This is a genomic window from Streptomyces sp. NPDC004838, assembly GCF_053600955.1.
Genome location: NZ_JBSGAW010000053.1, coordinates 1 through 20,335, shown reverse-complemented (window position 1 = coordinate 20,335; position 20,335 = coordinate 1). Strand labels below are relative to the sequence as shown.

16 protein-coding genes are annotated in these 20,335 nt (G+C 70.9%); 10 read left to right on the top strand and 6 right to left on the bottom strand.

Annotation, left to right across the window (positions count from 1 at the left end):
* Positions 1-91: 91 nt before the first annotated feature.
* Complete coding sequence (gene disA, locus ACWEFL_RS35060) at positions 92-1,243, bottom strand: DNA integrity scanning diadenylate cyclase DisA (RefSeq protein ID WP_451720954.1); 1,152 nt, start codon at positions 1,241-1,243, stop codon at positions 92-94.
* A 44-nt stretch (positions 1,244-1,287) separates the two neighbouring features.
* Positions 1,288-2,802 (bottom strand): DNA repair protein RadA, encoded by a 1,515-nt coding sequence (radA, locus tag ACWEFL_RS35055; protein WP_451720952.1) that lies wholly within the window; start codon positions 2,800-2,802, stop codon positions 1,288-1,290.
* Positions 2,803-3,044: 242 nt separating this feature from the next.
* Between radA and ACWEFL_RS35050 the strand changes: the two genes are divergently transcribed.
* The gene (locus tag ACWEFL_RS35050; RefSeq protein ID WP_451720950.1) at positions 3,045-4,709 is read left to right on the top strand and encodes a BACON domain-containing protein; all 1,665 of its coding nucleotides are present in this window, start codon (positions 3,045-3,047) and stop codon (positions 4,707-4,709) included.
* Between the two features lie 555 nt (positions 4,710-5,264).
* Here ACWEFL_RS35050 and ACWEFL_RS35045 read toward each other — a convergent pair.
* The gene (locus tag ACWEFL_RS35045) at positions 5,265-6,113 is read right to left on the bottom strand and encodes a hypothetical protein (RefSeq protein ID WP_451720949.1); all 849 of its coding nucleotides are present in this window, start codon (positions 6,111-6,113) and stop codon (positions 5,265-5,267) included.
* A 41-nt stretch (positions 6,114-6,154) separates the two neighbouring features.
* Between ACWEFL_RS35045 and ACWEFL_RS35040 the strand changes: the two genes are divergently transcribed.
* The 4 genes from ACWEFL_RS35040 to ilvD all read left to right on the top strand — a co-directional run bounded on the left by ACWEFL_RS35040 (position 6,155) and on the right by ilvD (position 10,914).
* A complete protein-coding gene (locus ACWEFL_RS35040) occupies positions 6,155-7,087 on the top strand; it encodes a Ppx/GppA phosphatase family protein (RefSeq protein WP_451720947.1) in 933 nt (310 codons plus the stop codon).
* 272 nt (positions 7,088-7,359) lie between these two features.
* On the top strand, positions 7,360-8,214 hold the full coding sequence (locus ACWEFL_RS35035; RefSeq protein WP_451720958.1) for a sugar phosphate isomerase/epimerase family protein: 855 nt from the start codon (positions 7,360-7,362) through the stop codon (positions 8,212-8,214).
* Positions 8,211-8,825 carry a TetR/AcrR family transcriptional regulator gene (locus ACWEFL_RS35030; protein WP_451720945.1) on the top strand — a complete coding sequence of 205 codons (615 nt, stop codon included), beginning with the start codon at positions 8,211-8,213 and terminating at the stop codon, positions 8,823-8,825. The genes ACWEFL_RS35035 and ACWEFL_RS35030 overlap by 4 nt, the downstream gene beginning before the upstream one ends.
* A gap of 238 nt (positions 8,826-9,063) precedes the next feature.
* Entirely contained in the window at positions 9,064-10,914 is a 1,851-nt protein-coding gene (gene ilvD / locus ACWEFL_RS35025) for a dihydroxy-acid dehydratase (RefSeq protein ID WP_451720943.1), read from the top strand.
* Between the two features lie 532 nt (positions 10,915-11,446).
* Here ilvD and ACWEFL_RS35020 read toward each other — a convergent pair.
* A complete protein-coding gene (locus tag ACWEFL_RS35020) occupies positions 11,447-13,759 on the bottom strand; it encodes a protein kinase domain-containing protein (protein WP_451720956.1) in 2,313 nt (770 codons plus the stop codon).
* 134 nt (positions 13,760-13,893) lie between these two features.
* Between ACWEFL_RS35020 and ACWEFL_RS35015 the strand changes: the two genes are divergently transcribed.
* The 4 genes from ACWEFL_RS35015 to ACWEFL_RS35000 all read left to right on the top strand — a co-directional run bounded on the left by ACWEFL_RS35015 (position 13,894) and on the right by ACWEFL_RS35000 (position 17,092).
* Entirely contained in the window at positions 13,894-14,265 is a 372-nt protein-coding gene (locus tag ACWEFL_RS35015; RefSeq protein WP_451720941.1) for an SH3 domain-containing protein, read from the top strand.
* Positions 14,266-14,308: 43 nt separating this feature from the next.
* Positions 14,309-14,866 carry a hypothetical protein gene (locus ACWEFL_RS35010; protein WP_451720939.1) on the top strand — a complete coding sequence of 186 codons (558 nt, stop codon included), beginning with the start codon at positions 14,309-14,311 and terminating at the stop codon, positions 14,864-14,866.
* A gap of 598 nt (positions 14,867-15,464) precedes the next feature.
* Positions 15,465-16,358: an ABC transporter ATP-binding protein gene (locus tag ACWEFL_RS35005; protein ID WP_451720937.1), complete on the top strand. Its 894-nt coding sequence runs from the start codon at positions 15,465-15,467 to the stop codon at positions 16,356-16,358.
* Complete coding sequence (locus ACWEFL_RS35000; RefSeq protein ID WP_451720935.1) at positions 16,355-17,092, top strand: ABC transporter permease; 738 nt, start codon at positions 16,355-16,357, stop codon at positions 17,090-17,092. Before ACWEFL_RS35005 ends, ACWEFL_RS35000 begins: the two co-directional genes overlap by 4 nt.
* A gap of 67 nt (positions 17,093-17,159) precedes the next feature.
* Here ACWEFL_RS35000 and ACWEFL_RS34995 read toward each other — a convergent pair whose 3' ends face one another.
* A complete protein-coding gene (locus ACWEFL_RS34995; RefSeq protein ID WP_451720933.1) occupies positions 17,160-17,669 on the bottom strand; it encodes a SigE family RNA polymerase sigma factor in 510 nt (169 codons plus the stop codon).
* A gap of 295 nt (positions 17,670-17,964) precedes the next feature.
* Here ACWEFL_RS34995 and proC point away from each other — a divergent pair, with 295 nt between their 5' ends.
* Positions 17,965-18,774, top strand: coding sequence for a pyrroline-5-carboxylate reductase (proC, locus tag ACWEFL_RS34990; RefSeq protein WP_451720932.1), 810 nt, complete (start codon positions 17,965-17,967; stop codon positions 18,772-18,774).
* 62 nt (positions 18,775-18,836) lie between these two features.
* On the opposite strand, the gene trpS is transcribed toward proC, so the two are convergent.
* Complete coding sequence (trpS, locus tag ACWEFL_RS34985) at positions 18,837-19,835, bottom strand: tryptophan--tRNA ligase (RefSeq protein WP_451720930.1); 999 nt, start codon at positions 19,833-19,835, stop codon at positions 18,837-18,839.
* Positions 19,836-20,335: the final 500 nt, after the last annotated feature.

Genomic DNA, 20,335 nt, shown 5'->3' with positions numbered 1-20,335 from the left:
ACAACCCGAGGCCCTTCGTCTGGACGAAGTCCGCTGACGAGATCTTCGAACGCCTCACTGGATATCTGAACCGAATCAAAGACTCAGGACACTAGACGTACCGTTCGAGAATGGACGACTCGGCGAGCCGGGACAGCCCTTCCCGTACGCTGCGCGCCCGCGCCTCGCCCACGCCGTCGACGGTCTGGAGGTCGTCGACGCTCGCCGCGAGGAGCTTCTGCAGCCCGCCGAAGTGCTCGACGAGCCGCTCGATGATCGCGCCGGGCAGCCGGGGCACCTTCGCGAGCAGCCGGTAACCGCGCGGGGAGACCGCGGAGTCGAGCGTCTCCGGCGCCCCGCTGTACCCCAGGGCTCGCGCCACGATGGGCAGTTCCAGCAGCTCGGGGTGGCTGAGGGCGTCCAGCTCGGAGAGGGCTTCGTCGACCGTACGGGACCGCTGGGGGCCCCTCCCAGGCGCGGCTCTGGGGGAGGTGGGCTCGGGCACATAGTCGCGTACGACCAGTTCCCGCTCGGGCTCCACACCGGCGATCAACTCGTCCAGCTGGAGCGAGAGAAGCCGTCCGTCGGTGCCCAACTCGATCACGTACTGGGCGATTTCGCTGGCGATGCGGCGGACCATCTCCAGCCGCTGGGCGACGGCGGTGACATCCCGGACCGTGACCAGGTCCTCGATCTCCAGTGCGGACAGCGTGCCCGCCACCTCGTCCAGGCGGAGCTTGTACCGCTCCAGGGTGGCCAGCGCCTGGTTGGCGCGGGAGAGGATCGCGGCCGACTCCTCCAGGACGCGGCGCTCCCCGTTCACGTACAGCGCGATCAGCCTCATCGACTGGGAGACGGAGACCACGGGGAATCCGCACTGCCGTGAGACGCGGTCCGCCGTACGGTGCCGGGTGCCGGTCTCCTCGGTCGGGATCGACGCGTCGGGGACGAGCTGCACACCCGCCCGGAGGATCTTGGTGATGTCCTTGTCGAGGATGAGCGCGCCGTCGAGTTTGCACAGCTCGCGCAGCCGGGTGGCGGTGAACTCCACATCCAGCACGAAGCCGCCGGTGCACATCGAGTCAACCGTCTTGTCCATGCCGAGGACGATCAACCCGCCGGTGTTTCCCCGGAGGATGCGCTCCAGGCCGTCGCGCAGGGCCATGCCGGGCGCTACCGCGCTCACGGCGGCACGGATCAGCGCTTCATTGCCGGAGCCCGCGCCCGACTTTCCGGGCGCTGGTGCCCGGTCGTTGGCTGCCACTGCACTCCTCCGGCTCGTACGGATGGGCGAGACCAGGGCAAAGTCTACCGGCGAGCGTCGTCGTCCCGTGGGGCGTCCGCCCGCTCTGTGCGCCGAGCACCCGCGCGGCTGGTCCCCCGGCCGCCTTCCCGGCCTTCTACCCGACTACTCCAGGGGGCCTCTTCCGGGGGCACCTCCGCCGCCCTCTTCCGGCCGCGCGGAAGCACGCTCAGGGCCGCTCCCATGTCGGTGACCTCGGTCACCTTCATACCGGAGGGGATCTTGCCGGGATCCGAGGGAACCAGGGCGTGGGTGAAGCCCAGCCGATGCGCCTCGGCGAGTCGGCGCTGCACCCCGGTGACCCGTCTGACCTCGCCCGCGAGGCCCACCTCGCCGATCGCCACCAGGTTCTTCGGGAGCGGGGTGTCGCTGGCGGCCGACGCCAGCGCGAGCGCGATCGCCAGATCGGCGGCGGGTTCGGAGAGCTTCACCCCGCCGACGGTCGCGCTGTAGATATCCCTCTTGCCCAGCGCGGTGATACGGCCGCGCTGCTCCAGCACGGCCAGCATCATCGACACGCGCGAGGTCTCCAGGCCGGAGGTGGTGCGCCGGGGCGAAGGGATCTGCGAATCGACGGTCAGCGCCTGCACCTCGGCGACCAGGGGCCGCCGCCCCTCCAGCGTCACGGTCAGACAGGTGCCGGGCACGGGCGCGTCCCTGCGGGTGAGGAAGAGGCCCGAGGGGTCGGCGAGTCCGGTGATGCCCTCGTCGTGCAGTTCGAAGCAGCCGACCTCGTCGGTCGCCCCGTAACGGTTCTTGACCCCGCGGACGAGGCGCAACCGGGCATGCCGGTCGCCCTCGAAGTGGAGCACCACGTCGACGAGATGCTCCAGCAGCCGGGGGCCGGCGATCGCGCCGTCCTTCGTGACATGCCCGACGAGGAGGGTGGACATCCCCCGCTCCTTCGAGGCCCTGATCAGCGCGCCCGCGACCTCGCGGACCTGCGCCATACCGCCCGGAGCGCCGTCGATCTCCGGAGACGCCACGGTCTGCACGGAGTCGAGGATCAGCAGCGACGGCTTGACGGCGTCCAAATGCCCGAGGACGGCGGAGAGATCGGTCTCCGCGGCGAGATAGAGGTGGTCGTCGAGCGCCTTGATCCGGTCGGCGCGGAGACGGACCTGACTCGCGGACTCCTCGCCCGTCACATAGAGCGTGCGGTGCTCGTCACTCGCGGCCTTCGCGGCGACGTCCAGCAGCAGGGTGGACTTGCCGACACCCGGCTCGCCCGCGAGCAGCACGACGGCTCCGGGGACGAGTCCGCCGCCCAGCACGCGGTCCAACTCGGCCACGCCGGTGGAGCGGGCGGTGGCCTGCCGCCCGTCGACCTGCCCGATGGGCAGCGCGGCGGTGGAGACCCGCCCGGCAGCGGTGGTCCGCACGGCGGGCGCGCCGTACTCCTCGACCGTCCCCCACGCCTGGCACTCGGGGCAACGGCCGAGCCACTTGGCGGTCGTCCAGCCGCATTCGGTGCAACGGTAGGACGGCCGGTCCTTCGCGGATTTCGTACGGGCAGCCATACGGGAACCGTAGCGGGCCCCACTGACACCGCCGCCACCGCTGTCGTCGCCGAGGGCCGGGACCGGCCGTCGAGGCGGTGGGCCGGTCGCCGGACGTGGCAGTCCGGACAGATGGCCCGGAGGTGGGCGGCGGCAAGCGGAATGTCGGTTCCATTCCCCCTTCGAGTGAACTGTTCACCCGTTAGAATTAAAAGAGTTCAAGCTGTAAGAACCGCCTCCGGCCCTGAGCCTACGGTCGCCGAGTGACCAGCAGCAGGCCGACTCCACCCACCACCCGCACACCCGGCGCGCACCGGGCGCATCGGCGCGCACCCAGCCCGGCCGCACAGCACCCGCCCTCGCGTTACGAGCCGTATCTCGACGGCCTGTTCACCTACTGCCTTTCGGCGCTCTGCGACCACGACGCCGCGACCGCGCTCCTCGGCGACGTACTCGCCATCGCGGAACGGCAGCACGGCCGCGGCCCGGCGGCCGAGTCCGAGCGGAAGGCATGGCTGTACGCGCTCGCGCGGTGGTCCTGTCTGCGCCGGCTGGCGGAACGGCGGCGCACGCGCCAGGGGGCGCACACCGGCAGGCCGGCCGCCACCGAGGCGCGGCCCACGATCCCGGAGGAGACCGCCGAGAGCCGACGCGCCGAACTCGCCCTGCTGGCCTGGCCGGAGGCCGCCGGCACCTCACCGGAGCAACGTGAGGCCCTCGAACTCGCCGTACGCCACGGGCTCGGCGCGCGCGAGATCGCCGCGGTCCTCGGCATGAACGCCCTCGGGGCGCGAGAGCTGCTGGCGGCGGCTGCCTGTGAGGTCGAGCGCACCCGGGCCGCGCTCGCCGTCGTCGAGACCGGCGAATGCCCGGCCGTCGCGCGGCTCACCGGAGACAACCGGGTCCTGCTCTCCGCCGCCCTGCGCACCGAACTCGTCCGGCACGTCGACGACTGCCCGCGCTGCCGCCGCGCGGCCGAACGCGCCGGTGCGGGCGGGCCCTGGCCGGGTTCCGCGGTCACCCCCGCCGCGCTGCCCCTGGTCGAGGCCCCCCGGTCCGCCGCGTACCTCGCGATGACGCACGTTCCGCGCGCCCGCGCGGGCGCGCCGCGCTTCGGCCCCGACGGCTTCCCGCTCGGTCCCAAGGAGCACGCGGCCCGGCGCGACCGGATGCGCGCGCGTGCCGTCACCACGACGGTCGTGGCGACGGTCGTGGCCGCGCCCGTACTCGCCCTCTGGGCGGCGTACCGCGGCGCGCCGCTGACGGGGGAGGCACGCGACCGCGGGCCCACCGTCAGCGCGACCCAGACGGACGGCGGCGGTCTGGAGAGCCTGCCCCAGGACCGCAACGACCACTACGAGAACGCGGGCAACGCCGAAGCCGATCCCCGCCTCACCGCCGGGCCCGGCTCTCCGGACGTCTCGGTCGAGGTCATCGGCACCGCCCCGCCCGGCCACCCCGGCAGCGAGGCCCCCGGCCGCCTCGCCGTCACCGCCGAATCCTCCGGCGGCGTCACCCGCATCACCCTCACCGCCTCCGGAGGCTCTCCGGTCACCTGGTCGGCCCGCACGTCCGCCTCCTGGCTCCATCTGAGCCGGACCGGCGGCGTCCTCCGGCCCGGCGAGTCCTCCACGATCCACGTCACCGTGAACCGCGAACGCCAACCGGCAGGCCCATGGCTCGCGCGGATCGGCCTGGAACCGTCCGGCGCAGCGGTGATGATCAAGGGCCGCGGAGCCGTCCACTCTCCGGGGCCCCGACCGTCCACCCCGACGGCCCCGCCGTCCACGCCTCCCGCCCAATCCCCGACGACCCCGACCCCGACCCCGTCGGATCCCGAGCCGACCCCGACCCCAACCCCCACCTCGGAACCCCCCACCGAGCCCACCGAAGCCCCCGCCCCTGCCGAGCCACCCCAGTCCCCCTGACCTCGGACCCGCCCGATCCCCGTCCCCGGGACCACTCCAGCCCCCCACCGACTCCGCGGCCCTTTCAGGGGAGCCGCCACCCCAGCAGCCCAGCGACTTCGCTTCCCACCCAGAGCCTCAAGGCTTCGGGAGCCGGGGGCCGCGCTGCCCCGTCACATGTGCCGACTCGCTCCCCGGCGCCTCACCCCGAGGGACCCGAGTTTCGCGTTTCCGGCGAACCTCGGGGGCGGGGCGTTCTTGTCCGCCTCTGGGAGGGGGTGTGCAGGGTCGTCCCCGCAGGGGATCGGCGGCAAGTCCGGGGTTCCCGTACGAGACACCTGTATGCCGCCGACCCCGAGGAGTCGAGCCCGGAGGACCCCCGGACCCGCACTGGACGAGCCGCCGCGCCCCTTGCGGCAGCGGGCAACCCGCACTGGACGAGCCGCCGCGCCCCTTGCGGCAGCGGGCAACCCGCATTGCACGAGTGCCCGCACCACTCGCGACGGCAGGCAACCCGCACCACCCGCCCCCGCAAGCAACCCGCACCCCCCCCGCGCGGCAAGCGCCGCCGCGCGACTACCCGTCCGCCGGGTGCGGAGCCAGCAGCGGAAGCTGGGAGGACAGCCGCGCCTCGCACAGACCCGCCAGGATCTCGTACGCCTCCTTGCCCATCAGCTCCGTCAGCTCGGGCCGGTACGACACGTACACCGGCTCCCCGGCACCATGCGCCGACGTCGCCGACGTGCACCACCAGTGGAGGTCGTGCCCGCCCGGCCCCCACCCCCGGCGGTCGTACTCACCGATGGAGATCTGGAGGATCTTCGTGTCGTCGGGGCGCTCGATCCAGTCGTATGTGCGGCGCACCGGCAGCTGCCAGCAGACGTCCGGCTTGGTCTCCAGCGGCTCCCGCCCCTCCCGCAGCGCCAGGATGTGCAGCGAGCAGCCCGCGCCCGCCGCGAAACCGGGACGGTTCTGGAAGATGCAGGACCCCTCCCAGCGCCGCGTCTGGCGATCGCCGTCCTCGTCCTCCTCGACCCAGCCGGTCTCCGTGCCCACGTCGTGGAACTGCCAGAGCTCGGGAGTGAGCCGCGCCACATGTCCGGCGACTCGTTTCTCATCGTCGTCGTCCGAGAAATGCGCGCCCAGGGTGCAGCACCCGTCGTCCGCGCGACCCGCCTGGATCCCCTGGCAGCCGCTGCCGAAGACACAGCTCCAGCGTGAGGTGAGCCACGTCAGATCGCAGCGGTAGACCTGTTCGTCGTCGGTCGGATCCGGGAACTCCACCCACGCCCTCGGGAAGTCCAGGCCCTTCTCATCACGCTGAACCCGGTCGGTGACCTGGTTGGGAACCTGCCCGGAGGACTCCTCCGAGACCCGCTGCGAGCGCTTGGCTTTGCCCGGCTTCGCCTTTTTCGTCTTTGGCACAGGCCCAGGGTAAGTCCGCGATCGCAGTAGCGTTCGTTCTCATGAGACTCGGAGTCCTCGACGTCGGTTCGAACACGGTGCATCTGCTGGTGGTGGACGCCCACCCCGGCGCCCGCCCCCTGCCCGCCCACTCCCACAAGGCGGAACTGCGCCTCGCCGAACTGCTCGACAGCGACGGAGCCATCGGCTCCGCGGGCGTCGACAGGCTCGTCGCGACGATTCGCCGCGCGGTACAGGCCGCCGAGGACCAGGGCTGCGAGGAGGTCATCAGCTTCGCCACCTCCGCCGTACGGGATGCCACGAACGCCGATCGCGTACTGGCCAGGGTCAGCGCGGAGACCGGGGTCCGGCTCCAGGTGCTCACGGGTGCCGAGGAGGCCCGGCTCACGTTCCTTGCGGCACGCCGCTGGTTCGGCTGGTCGGCCGGAAGGCTGCTGGTCATCGACATCGGGGGCGGCTCGCTGGAGATCGCGTACGGGATCGACGAGGAGCCCGACGCGGCCGCGTCACTGCCGCTCGGAGCCGGGCGGCTGACCGCCGCGATGCTGCCGGGGGACCCGCCGGACGCGGAGGCGGTACGGGCGCTGCGCCGACATGTGCGGGCCGAGATCGCCCGTACGGTCGGCGAGTTCGCGCGATTCGGAAAGCCGGACCACATCGTGGCGACTTCGAAGACGTTCAAGCAGCTGGCGCGGATCGCGGGCGCGGCCCGTGAGTCGGACGGTCTGTACGTCCAGCGGGAACTGAGTCGTAAATCACTTCAGGAGTGGCTGCCCAAGCTGGCGGAGATGACTGCCGAGCAGCGTGCGTCGCTGCCGGGGGTCTCCCCGGGCCGGGCCCGCCAGCTGCTGGCGGGGGCCTTCGTCGCGGAGGGCGCGATGGATCTGTTCGGCGCGCACATCCTGGAGATCTGTCCGTGGGCGCTGCGGGAGGGCATGATCCTGCGCCGCCTGGACCACCTGCCTGCCGACTAGCGCCCGCGCACACCGGGCCCGCCACCGCCCGCGTACGCCACGTCCACCCGGCACCGCCGCCCGCGTACGCCTCGCGCACCGGCCACCGACCCGGCGCCTGCTGGCCTACCACCCGGCGCGCCAGCGACCGCCCACGCGCACCTGGCCACCGCCTCGCGCACCGGCCACCGCAGCCCGCCACCACCCCCGCGGATCGGCCACTCGCCCCCGCCGCCTCGCTGTCGCACCACATCGCCCCGCCCCCGGCCCGTACGCTGTGTCCCGTGGCAGAAGTGGCAGACCCAGCGGTGCGCATCCCGGATGCGAAGGTTGTCCTGTCCACGGCTTCCGTCTATCCGGAATCCACGGCGACCGCCTTCGAGATCGCCGCGCGCCTGGGCTACGACGGTGTCGAGGTCATGGTCTGGACGGATCCCGTCAGCCAGGACATCGAGGCCCTGCGCCGTCTCTCCGAGTACCACCGGGTGCCGATCCACGCCATTCACGCGCCCTGTCTGCTGATCACCCAGCGGGTCTGGTCCACGGACCCGTGGACCAAACTCCAGCGCGCCAAGGTCGCCGCCGAGAAGCTGGGCGCGTCGACGGTCGTCGTGCATCCGCCTTTCCGCTGGCAGCGGCAGTACGCCCGGGACTTCGTCTCGGGGATCTGGCGGATGGCGGACGAGACGGATGTGCGTTTCGCCGTGGAGAACATGTACCCGTGGCGGTACCGGGACCGCGAGATGCTCGCGTACGCGCCCGAGTGGGACGTCACCAAGGACGACTACCGCCACTTCACGGTCGATCTCTCGCACACCGCGACCGCCCGCGCCGACACCATGGCGATGGTGGACCGGATGGGCGACCGGCTCGGCCATGTGCACCTCGCGGACGGCAAGGGATCCGCGAAGGACGAGCACCTGGTGCCGGGCCGGGGCGACCAGCCCTGCGCTGAGCTGCTGGAACGCCTCGCCCGCACCGGCTTCGGCGGCCATGTGGTCATCGAGGTCAACACCCGCCGCGCGATGTCCGCGGCCGAGCGCGAGGCCGACCTCGCCGAAGCGCTCGCCTTCACCCGGCTGCATCTGGCCTCGTCGGTGCCTTCCGCTTCCCCGCCCTTCGGCGTACGGGGAGTGCGCGGTTCATGACGGACGGTACGACCCCCAGGCGGCGCGGCCGGCCGGCCCGCGAGGAATCGGCCGAGGGGCCGGGCGCCAGGGACCGGATCCTTCAGGCGGCCCGCGAGGAGTTCGCCGAGCGGGGCTACGACAAGACGACGATGCGCGGGATCGCCAGGGCGGCGCGCGTGGACTCGGCGCTTGTGCACCACTACTTCGGTACGAAGGACGAGGTCTTCGCCGCGGCCATCGAGGTCTCCTTCGAACCGGTCCTGATTCTCCCGGTGATCCTGGGGCAGGGAAGGGACGGCGTCGGCGAACGGCTGGCCCGCTACTTCATCGGCGTGTGGGAGAACCCGGTCACCCGGGCCCCGCTGCTCGCGGTGGTCCGGTCCGCGCTCACCAACGAGGCGGCGGCGAAGGTGCTGCGCGGCTTCGTGCTCCGGCGGCTGCTGGAGCGGATCGCGGCGGATCTGGACGTACCGGATCCGAAGTTCCGCGCGGAGCTGGCGGCCTCGCAGATGGTCGGGATCGCGATTCTGCGGTACGTGATCCGGGTGGAGCCGATGGCCTCGGCGGACAGCGAGGAGATCGTGAAGATGGTGGCCCCGACGCTGCAGCGGTATCTGACCGAGAAGTGAGGTCTACGGCGTGAGGCCCAGGCGGTGCGTACGGTGGGCCGCCCGAGACGCGCCCTCCCGATCGCGCCCGCCTTCCCGACCGCAAGGCGACCGCCCCGAGCCGTACGCCCGACCACCCGCCATCCGACCGCCCGCCCGGACCGTGAACCACCGATCCCGCATCCCGGACGGAATGTCCAGATCTTGGAGCGCGGGCGTACGCTTTCCCTACCGAACATCTACCGAGGAGCGAGCGACGATGCCCGAGCTGAGGTCCCGGACAGTCACCCACGGCCGCAACATGGCGGGCGCGCGCGCCCTTATGCGCGCTTCGGGCGTAGCCAGCGCGGACATCGGCAAGCCGATCATCGCCGTCGCCAACTCCTTCACCGAGTTCGTCCCCGGCCACACCCACCTCCAGCCGGTCGGCCGGATCGTCAGCGAGGCCATCAAAGCGGCGGGAGCCGTGCCGCGGGAGTTCAATACGATCGCCGTCGACGACGGCATCGCCATGGGCCACGGCGGAATGCTGTACTCCCTCCCCTCCCGCGATCTGATCGCGGACAGTGTCGAGTACATGGTCGAAGCCCACTGCGCCGACGCCCTGATCTGCATCTCCAACTGCGACAAGATCACTCCGGGCATGCTGAACGCGGCGCTGCGCCTCAACATCCCCACCGTCTTCGTCTCCGGCGGCCCGATGGAGGCCGGCCAGACGACGCTCGTCGACGGCACGGTCCGCAAGCTCGACCTGATCAACGCGATCTCCGACGCGGTCAACGAGAACGTCTCGGACGAGGACATCCTCCGTATCGAGGAGAACGCCTGCCCGACCTGCGGCTCGTGTTCGGGCATGTTCACGGCCAACTCCATGAACTGTCTGACCGAGGCGATGGGCCTCTCCCTGCCCGGCAACGGCTCGGTCCTCGCCACGCACACCGCCCGCCGCGCGCTGTACGAGAACGCCGGACGCACGATCGTCGAGATCACCAAGCGGTACTACGAGGAGGACGACGACAGCGTCCTGCCTCGCAACATCGCCACCCGTGCCGCGTTCGAGAACGCGATGGCCCTGGACATCGCGATGGGCGGCTCCACCAACACGATCCTGCATCTGCTGGCCGCCGCGCAGGAGGCCGAGCTGGACTACGGCCTGACCGACATCGACGCGGTCTCGCGCCGAGTCCCCTGCCTGGCCAAGGTCGCGCCGAATGTGGCGCCCCAGGGCACGTACTACATGGAGGACGTCCACCGGGCGGGCGGGATCCCCGCCATCCTGGGCGAGCTGTACCGCGCGGGCCTGCTCAACGAGGACGTCCACACCGTCCACTCCCCGTCCATCAAGCAGTGGCTGGGGACCTGGGACATCCGCGGCGGCTCCCCCTCCGAGGAGGCGGTCGAGCTGTGGCACGCGGCGCCCGGATGCGTCCGTTCCGCGGAGGCGTTCTCGCAGTCGGAGCGGTGGGACTCCCTCGACACGGACGCGGCCGGCGGCTGCATCCGGGACGCGGCCCACGCGTACAGCAAGGACGGCGGACTCGCCGTGCTGCACGGCAATCTCGCCGTGGACGGCTGCGTCGTGAAGACGGCAGGCGTCGACGAGTCGATCTGGACCTTCGAGGGCCCGGCCGTCGTCTGCGAGTCCCAGGAGGAGGCCGTCGACAAGATCCTCCGCAAGGAGATCAAGGAGGGCGACGTCGTCGTCATCCGCTACGAGGGCCCCAGGGGCGGTCCGGGCATGCAGGAGATGCTCTACCCGACGTCGTTCCTCAAGGGCCGCGGCCTCGGCAAGGCGTGCGCCCTGGTCACCGACGGCCGCTTCTCCGGCGGTACGTCCGGCCTCTCCATCGGCCATGCCTCCCCCGAGGCGGCCTCGGGCGGCGCGATCGCCCTCGTCGAGGACGGCGACCGTATCCGCATCGACATCCCGAACCGCACGATCGAGCTGCTCGTCCCGGACGCGGAGCTGAGCACGCGCCGGGAGGCGCTGGGCGGGGTGTACGCCCCGAAGTCCCGCGAGCGCAAGGTCTCGGCGGCGCTCCGCGCGTACGCGGCGATGGCGACGAGCGCGGACAAGGGAGCCGTCCGGGATGTGACACGGCTCGGCTGATGCTGTGGCCGGGGGCCAACGGGTGCGGTGACCGCGCGGTCGGAGCGCGGACGGCACCCGGAAGGCGGGCGAGCCCACAGGGCGTCTCGCCCGCCTTCGCCGCCCGGCGGAACGATCCCTCGATCCCTTGGTCCCTTGATCGCTGATCACGGACGAGGAACGGGCTGCCTTCATGGACGGGGAGTGGGCCCCTCGCCCCGACGGAGGCCGCGCCCCGGCTCGCCGACAGCCGGTCGTGGTACCACCTGGCCTGGGTCGTTTCTGATGGATCAGGCTGGATCAGGGAGCGGGGTCTGGTGCCGTGCATCGCAAGGCGGAGGAGGGAGTCCATGCGGAGCATAGGTGACCGACGACAACGCGGCGAGGTGCGGTGCCAGGGCACGCGAGCCCAGCAAGATCCATCAGAAGCGGCCTAGGGGCCGCCCGTCCCAAGGAGCCGCCCGCCCGCGATAGGGGACGAGGGCCGCCGAGGCCGCCGAAGCCCGCCCTTCTCGGCCCTCACCGATGTCGGGTCCTTACCGGTGTCGGGGCCTCACCAGCCGGCCGGTGCTCCCGCGTCCACCGCGAACACCGACCCGTTCGGTGCCGTCCCGAACACGCGCCCGCCCGCCACCACCGGCGCGGGCAGGAAGGACGCGTAGGTGTACCGCCCGTCGTCCATCCGCGGATCGGTCTGGCCGATGAGCGACGCCCGTACCGCGTCCACCGCCAGCAGCCGTCCGTCCCCGGCCGACACGAACACCGCCCCCGCGTCCGCCGTCGGACGCGAAAGGTTGGTGACGGAGGTCTCCAGCCGCCACAGCTGGCGCGGTTCATCGCCCGCGCCCGCACCCGACGGGGTCGTACGGACCGCGACCAGCGCCCCGCCGGCCCCGCTCAGATAGACGATGTCACCCGCCACCACCGCCTGCGCCTGGTCGACCGCCGTGAGGAGCGGGACTCTGCGGACAGCGTGCCCGGCGTCCGTCATATCGAGGCGTACGACGGCCTTCGTGAACCCGTCCCCGTCGATCGTCATCAGGTACAGAGCGCCCCCGGACACTCCCACCGGCCGTAGCCCGCCATCGAGCCGTTTCCTCCACAGCCGCTCGCCGTTCGCCGGGTCGATCGCGGTGACCAGGGTGGAGGTCGCGTCCGGTGACGGAGTGGCGGTCAGCGCGACGGCGTCCTCGCCGGTCGAGGCCACCCACTCCGTGCCGAGCCCACCGTGCCGACGGCTCCACAGCGGCTCGCCCGTCGCCGCGTCGACCGCCCGCACCAGACCGCTGTCCGTCACCAGCAGCACCGTGTCGCCGACGTGCCGGACGAGCGAGTACGCCGACAGCCCGACGCGCCAGCGCGCCTCGCCGCTCTCCGGATCGAGCGCCTCAAGCCTCCGCTCGCCGGGAGAGACCACATGGACGAGCCCGCCCGCGAAGACCGGTGCACCGGGGTGCCCGCTCGGCGGGGAACCGCTGCCCGTCTCCTTGGACCAGATCCTCTTGCCGGTGGCGGGGTCCAGCCGGGCCGCCTTGAGCCCGGGGGCGGAGCAGTAGAGCGCGGTGAGGGCCGGTGCCGCCGTACACGCGGGCATCCGGTCCTCCTCGTCACCGCCTCTCAGAGGCACGCTCCAGCCAGGGAACTCCTTCGCCACCTGCTCCGTACGCGTCGGGCTCGGCGTGGGCGAGGCCGTCGACTCGTCACCGGCCGCCCGGGTGACGACGATTCCGGCCGTCGCCAGCACCGCGACCGCCGCCGCGGCGACCGCCCACCGCAGCTTCCCGCCCGCCGGGAACCGCGGCCGCGACCGCGAGGCACGCCCGGGACTCCCGGGACTCCCGGGACTCCCGGGACCTGCGGGATCCCCGGCGCCGGCAGGATCGCCGGAGGAACCGAAGGAGCCGGAGGAGCCGCCTGTGTGGCCGGGGGAGCCGGGAGCGCGAGAGGAGGCGGGCGCGTCCGAGACGACGCCGGGCGCGTTCTCCCGAGGGTCGGGGGTCCGCGGACCCGGTACGTCGGTCTGGGTGTCGTAAGCGGCCGAGGGCGACGCCTGCCGCAGCGCGACCATCAGCTCGTACGGAGTCGGCCGGTCCGCCGGATTCTTCGCCAGACAGCCGCGGATCAACGGAACGAGATCCACCGGAACACCCGTCAGATCCGGCTCGTTGTGGACGACTTGATACGCCACGATGTACGGGCTGTCCGAATCGAACGGTCCCCTCCCGGTCGTCGCGTGCACCAGCAGCGCGCCCATCGCGAACACATCCGCTTCGGGGCCGACCTCTCTCGGCCGCTGGAACTGCTCGGGCGCCATGAACGGCGGTGTCCCGATCAGCTTCCCCGTCTCCGTGCGCAGATCACTGTCCGTGGGGCGGGAGATGCCGAAGTCGATCACCTTCGGGCCGTCCGGGGCCAACAGCACATTGCTGGGCTTGAGGTCGCGGTGCACCACGCCCGCGCGATGGATGTCGCGCAGCGCCTCCGCCAGCCCGGCACCGGTTCTGCGTAGTTCATCCGACTCCAGCGGGCCGTTCCGCTTCACCCGCTCGGCGAGCGTCGGGGCCTCGATGAACAGGGTGGCCATCCACGGCCGCTCGGCATCCGGATCGGCGTCCACGACAGGCGCGGTGAACGCTCCGCTGACCCGGCGCGCAGCCGCGACCTCCTGCCGGAAACGGGCCCTGAACTCAGGATCCGACGCGTGCTCGGCGTGGATGACCTTGACCGCGAGCCGTAGTCCCGAGGCCGAGGTGGCCAGATGGACCACTCCCATACCGCCCGTGCCGAGGCATGACTCCAGGCGGTACTGGCCCGCGTATTCCGGATGGGCTTCCGGGGACTCCCCTGTGCTGCGCAGCGGTGGCATCTCCACCCCCGATTGTTGATCGTGCGCGCGACTCACGGAGCCTAGTCGATGGTGAGTGCGATCCAGGGGTGGCTTGTCGGCCGGGTCGCGGCGTACGGTATGTATCCGCACATATAGCAACGGGGGAGATTTCAATGGCACTTGGAGAAGTACGCCCCGAAAGCGGCGACACCACCACCCCTGAAACCGGCACTTCACCCGAAACCGTCACAGCGGTCGAGGCCGGAGCCTCGGCTGGAGTCGAGGCCGCGGCGAGGTCCCCGCGTTATCCGGTCGCACCGGGCTACCGGCTCAATGTCCGAAGCGGCCCCGGCACCGGGTACAGCGTCGTTCGGACCCTCCCGCTCGGAGCCACCGTGGCGATCAACTGCCAGCGGCCGGGGGAGTGGATCAACGGCCCGTACGGCACATCCAACATCTGGGACAACATCGCGAACGGCGAGTATGTGTCGGACGCGTACGTGAACACGGGCAGCGACGGGTACGTGACCATCCGCTGCTCCTGACGGCAGAGTTCCGCCGAACCCGCTCACGGGGATAATCGACCCCGTGAGCGAGCAGAGCGGCACCACCGACGGCACAGGCGGCACACGCGGTACGAACGAGGCACCCGCCAACGGCGGCGGCGTCGGCCCGCAGCCGGAGCCCATCCGTTTCTTCGGTACGACCTGGGTCGGCCATGACGGTGGCTACGGGCTGCGCAGGGCCGGCGTCGCCGCCGGTTCGCTCGCCGTGGCGGCCGTCGGCTGTCTGGCGCTGAAACTCGGCTACGAGGGCCTGGTGATCGCGGAGGTCGGCGGCTTCCTCAACGCGATGGTGATCGTGATGTTCTCGGTCTGCAGCGCGATCGCCTTCCGCAAGACATGGGAGGGCTTCAGCCGCCCCGCCGGAGCGGGGGCCCCGGACGCTCTGAGCGGCCTTCGGGCGATCGGCTTCGTCGGTGTCCTGCTCGCGTGGTTCTTCCGCTCGCTGATCGAGGCGCCCGGCGAGAAACTGCACCGCGAGGAGTACGAGAAGGCCCGCGCCCAGTACGAGAAGCGCCGCAACGCCCGCACGGGTAACCCGTCGGCCCGCAAGGGCAAGACCGGCAAGCAGAAGCGCAAGTAGGCCCGTCGGGACCGGGTGACGCGGACCATCGGGCAGGCGCGGCCCAGGGCCGCGACCAAGCGTGGATCGCTCGCCCGACGACCTCGGCCGATCTCCCCGGCCGGGAGCGCCCCGAACCCCTGAAGGCGTTCCCGGCGGACGCGTCCAGGAGGAGTACACGGACGAGCCGACCGCCACCATCGCGACCCCGGCATCCCCCGAAGGCAGAACCCTGAGAGCCGCGGGCCGTGCACTGAGAGCCGTGGGCCGTGGCCGAAACTGCCGAGTCCGAGAAGCGGCTCAGCTTTCCGTAGACATGGCATACCGGATCCGGCCCACCACGAGAGGCTGACCCGGCCCCTGCGCCCGACCCCGCACCCGACCGCGCCCGAACCGGCCGCCGCGCGCCCACGAACCGACGGCCCCGAACCTACGGGCCCAACCCCCGCCGTGCCCCCGAACCTACGGTTCGAGAACTGAAGCGCCCACGAACCGACGGCCCCGAACCTACGGGCCCAACCCCCGCCGTGCCCCCGCACCGACAGTCCCAGAACCGACAGTCCCAGAACCGACGGGTTCCTTGACGGGTGGCACACCCGGGAGGATTATTCACCGAGTGATGAATTCCCTTGGGATCGCCGTCCTCGCCCGCGGCCTCACCGTCGTACGAGGAGCCCGGCCCGTCCTCCGCGGCATCGACTTCACGGTTCCGACCGGCCGGATCACCGGCCTCCTCGGGCCTTCCGGCTGCGGCAAATCGACCCTGATGCGCGCGATCGTCGGCACCCAGGCCAAGGTCACGGGCACGCTCGATGTCCTCGGCCGCCCCTCGGGCGACGCGGCCCTGCGCTCCCGCATCGGCTATGTCACCCAGGCTCCCTCGGTCTACGTGGACCTGACCGTCCGCCAGAATCTCGAGTACTTCGCCTCCGTCCTCGAACCCGGCCGCCACCACCGCGACACCCGCAGGGAACATGTCACCCGGGCCATCTCCGACGTGGACCTGACCTCGCACGCCGACGCCCTTGCCGGCCGCCTCTCCGGTGGCCAGCTCAGCCGCGTCTCTCTCGCCGTCGCCCTGCTGGGCACCCCCGAACTGCTCGTACTCGACGAACCCACCGTCGGCCTCGACCCCGTACTGCGCCGCGATCTGTGGGACCTCTTCCACCGCCTCGCCGACGGGCGCGGCACAACGATCCTGGTCTCCTCCCATGTGATGGACGAGGCCGAACGCTGCCACCGCCTCCTCCTCATGCGCGAAGGCGAGATCCTCGCCGAGGACACCCCCGATGACCTGCGCCTCCGCACACGCTCCGAAACGGTCGAAGCGGCCTTCCTCCACCTGGTCGACGAAGCCGATGCCCAGGCCACCGCACCCCCGAAAGACTCCACCCGAGAGGCCACCAACCGAGCGACGACCCCGGAGAGCAACCCCGGGGCAAACCCAGAGGCCAACCCGCAGAGCAACCCGCAGACCGACCTGGAGACCACCCCTCAGGAGAACGCCCAATGAGCGCCGCCCGCACCCTCGCCACCGCCGCTCGCGTCCTGCGCCAACTGCGCCACGACCGCCGATCGATCGCCCTGATGCTCCTGGTCCCCTGCGTGATGCTCTTCCTGCTGCGCTATGTGTTCGACGGCAGCCCGGAGACCTTCAACTCCATCGGCGCGTCCCTGCTCGGCATCTTCCCCCTGATCACGATGTTCCTGGTCACCTCCATCGCCACCCTGCGCGAACGCACCTCCGGCACCCTGGAACGCCTGCTCGCCATGCCGATCGGCAAAGGCGACCTCATCGCCGGATACGCCCTCGCCTTCGGCCTCGTCGCGATCGTTCAGTCCCTCCTCGCCACCGCCCTCGCGCTCTGGGGTCTCGGCCTGGACGTGATCGGCTCACCATGGCTGCTGCTCGTCGTCGCCGTACTCGACGCCCTGCTCGGCACCGCCCTCGGTCTCTTCGTCTCCGCCTTCGCCGCATCCGAATTCCAGGCGGTCCAGTTCATGCCGGCGGTGATCTTCCCGCAACTGTTGCTCTGCGGCCTCTTCACCCCGCGCGCCGACATGCACCCCGCGCTGGAGGCGATCTCCGACGCTCTGCCCATGTCGTACGCCGTCGCCGCCATGACCGAGGTCCAGCGTCACGCCGACGCCACCGGCGACTTCACCAGGGACGTCCTGATCGTCGCCGCCTGCGCAATCCTGGTACTCGCCCTCGGCGCGGCCACTCTCCGCCGCCGCACCGCCTGACCACCCCCCTCCCGACCACCCCCTCCCGAAGCGCACCGCGGCCCGACCCCAGGCGGGATCGCCGGAGTCAGACATGACTGCCGTGCCTCTCCTCAGCGGAGGCCACAGGAGCAAGCAATCGGGCCAGAGCCGCCCGCCCCCGTGACAATCGGGCCTTGATCGTCCCCGCCGGAGCCCCCGTCTCCGCCGCGATCTGCTCCACGCTCAGATCGCAGAGATGGTGGAGGACCACCGCATGCCGCTGGGCCTCCGGGAGCTTCCGTAACGCCTGCACCAGCACCGTGTGCTCCGGTCCGGGACCCGGTACCCGATCCGCCAACGGCGCATGGTGACGCATCAACTCCACCCACCGCCTGGCCCGCCGCCACCGGCTCACGGCCAGCCGCATCGCGACCGTACGGATCCAGGCTTCAGGAGCCTTGTCCGCCACGAAGGAGGTCCGACGATGCCACGCACGGACAAACGCCTCCTGAACCACATCCTGTGCCTCGCCGTAATCACCCGTCATCGCATACAGCTGCCCCACCAATCGTGGGAAGGCGGTCGCATACAAGGCATCGAACTCGTTCTCCGTCACAAGCGGCAGGACCACCTCGACAAGAGTGGGTTTCCACGTAAGACACTCGGCGCCAGACGCAATCTGCCTCCTCTCCTCACTCCGTAAGACGTTCGACACCGCCCAGCGCCCTGACACGCCGCCGCCACTCCTTGCCCATCACGCCCATCACGCCCACCATGCCCAGCGTGTCGGCGCTCCGCGGCGAGCATCCCGGCCCGGCACCACCCGTACCGCCCCTCGGACAGCACGGCACCGCCACACCTCCGGTGCGAGGATGTCCGCACATACCCCCTCCGGCGAGGTGAACAGAGCCATGACCCAGACAGTCGCAGTCCTCGGCACGGGCAAGATCGGCGAAGCCCTGCTCAGCGGCATGATCCGCGCCGGCTGGCGACCCTCCGATCTGCTGGTCACCACCCGCCGCGCCGACCGCGCGGAAGAACTCCGTACCCGTTACGGCGTCGAACCCGTCACCAACCCCGAGGCGGCCAAGCGCGCCGACACCCTCATCCTGGCCGTCAAGCCCCAGGACATGGGCAAGCTCCTTGACGAACTGGCTCCCCACCTCACCGCCGAGCGCCTCGTCATCAGCGCCGCGGCCGGCATTCCCACCTCCTTCATCGAGGAACGCCTGGCAGCAGGCACCCCCGTCGTCCGTGTCATGCCCAACACCCCCGTACTGGTCGACGAGGGCATGTCCGTGATCTCCGCTGGAAACCACGCCACAGCCGGTCACCTCGCCCACACCGAGGAGATCTTCGGCGGCGTCGGCAAGACCCTCCGGGTCCCCGAGACCCAACAGGACGCGGCCACCGCCCTGTCCGGCTCGGGCCCTGCATACTTCTACTTCCTGGTCGAGGCCATGACCGACGCGGGCATCCTCCTCGGCCTGCCCCGCGCCCAGGCACACGACCTCATCGTCCAGGCCGCCATCGGCGCCGCGGTGATGCTCCGCGACAGCGGCGAACATCCCGTCAAGCTCCGTGAAGCAGTCACCTCCCCCGCCGGCACCACCATCAGCGCCATCCGTGAGCTCGAAAACCATGGCGTACGCGCCGCTCTGATCGCCGCGCTCGAAGCCGCCCGCGACCGCAGCCGCGAACTCGCCTCCGGCAACGGCTGACCGCTGTCCCGCCCCACTGCCGTGGCGCCACGGCAGTGGAACAGGACAAGCAGTCCCCCACTTCACGCCCCAGGCAGCAACCCGATCGCCGCATAGGCCGCATCCACTCTCGGCCTGGCCATCTCCCTGGCCCGCTCGGCCCCCTTCCTCAGCACCTCATCGACATATCCGGCATCCGCCGCCAACTCCGCATGCCGCTCCCGCAACGGCCTCAGCAGCTCCACCACCGCCTCGGCCGTGTCCTTCTTCAGGGCCCCGTACGACTCATATACACCGGCCAAGTCGATCGGGTTCCCACCCGATGACGCGGCGAGAATCTCCAGCAGATTCGCCACGCCAGGACTGCGCTCACGGTCGTACTCGACCTCGCGCCCGCTGTCCGTGACCGCCCTCATGATCTTCTTGCGCACCTGGTCCGCGTCGTCGAGCAGATGGACGATCCCGGCCCCCGCCTCGTGCGACTTCCCCATCTTCGACGTCGGATCCTGCAGATCCATGACCCGAGCCGCCACCGGCGGACGCGTCGCCCTCGGCACGGTGAACGTATGGCCGTACCTCTGGTTGAACCGCACCGCCAGATCCCGGGTCAGCTCGACATGCTGGGCCTGGTCGTCACCCACAGGAACCTCATCGGTCCCATAGGCCAGAATGTCGGCCGCCATCAGCACCGGATAGGTCAGCAACGACACCCGCACGCTCTGCCCGGACGCCTGGGCCTGCGCGCCCTTCTCCTTGTACTGGATCATCCGCCGCAGCTCGCCGTCCGTCGCCGTGCACTCCAGCAGATACGACAGCCTGGCGTGCTCATCCACCTGACTCTGTACGAACACCGTGCACAGCTCCGGATCCAGCCCCGCCGCGAGCATCACCGTCGCGGCCTGCCTGCTGAGCCTCCGCACCCGCCCCGGATCGTGCTCCATCGTCAGCGCATGCAGATCGACCACGCTGAACAGCGCGTCAGCCTCGTGCTGATCGACCTCGGCCCACCGCCGCATCGCCCCGAGGTAGTTGCCCAGCGTCGCGTGCCCTGTGGGCTTGATCCCGCTGAAGATCCGTTTCATCACGCTCTCCGTCTCCTGGTCGGAGCCACCGCGCCCAGTCGGCCGACCCCCGGAGGGAGAAAACGAGAACGGCCGCCGAGGCGGCGGCCGCTGAGTTCACGCGCAGATGCCGGCCGCCGTCAGGCGGCCCACCACTGAAGGGAGCACGTGCGCGTAGTCATGGGCAGAGCGTACGGCACAGTCTCAGGTTGACATCGCATGTCGATCCTCCATAGTGTTCTCCGAGTTGCCCGAAGTGAGCACCGACCTCGGTCGGTCCCCGGACAACCATTCCGCAAGATCAACTCTGAGCGAGCGACATCTCGTCGCCTGTTTTGAGTGCGCTTTTGCGAAATGAGGAATCCACGCTCGAAGGAGCGAAACCCCGATTAGCGTCGGGGGGCAGGATTCCGCTAAAGTCTCACTCGTCGGAACGGCCGAAGGGTCGGAAAGACAACCCGATTTCGACCGGGAATCAGGCCCGAAAGGATCTGATAGAGTCGGAAACGCAAGACCGAAGG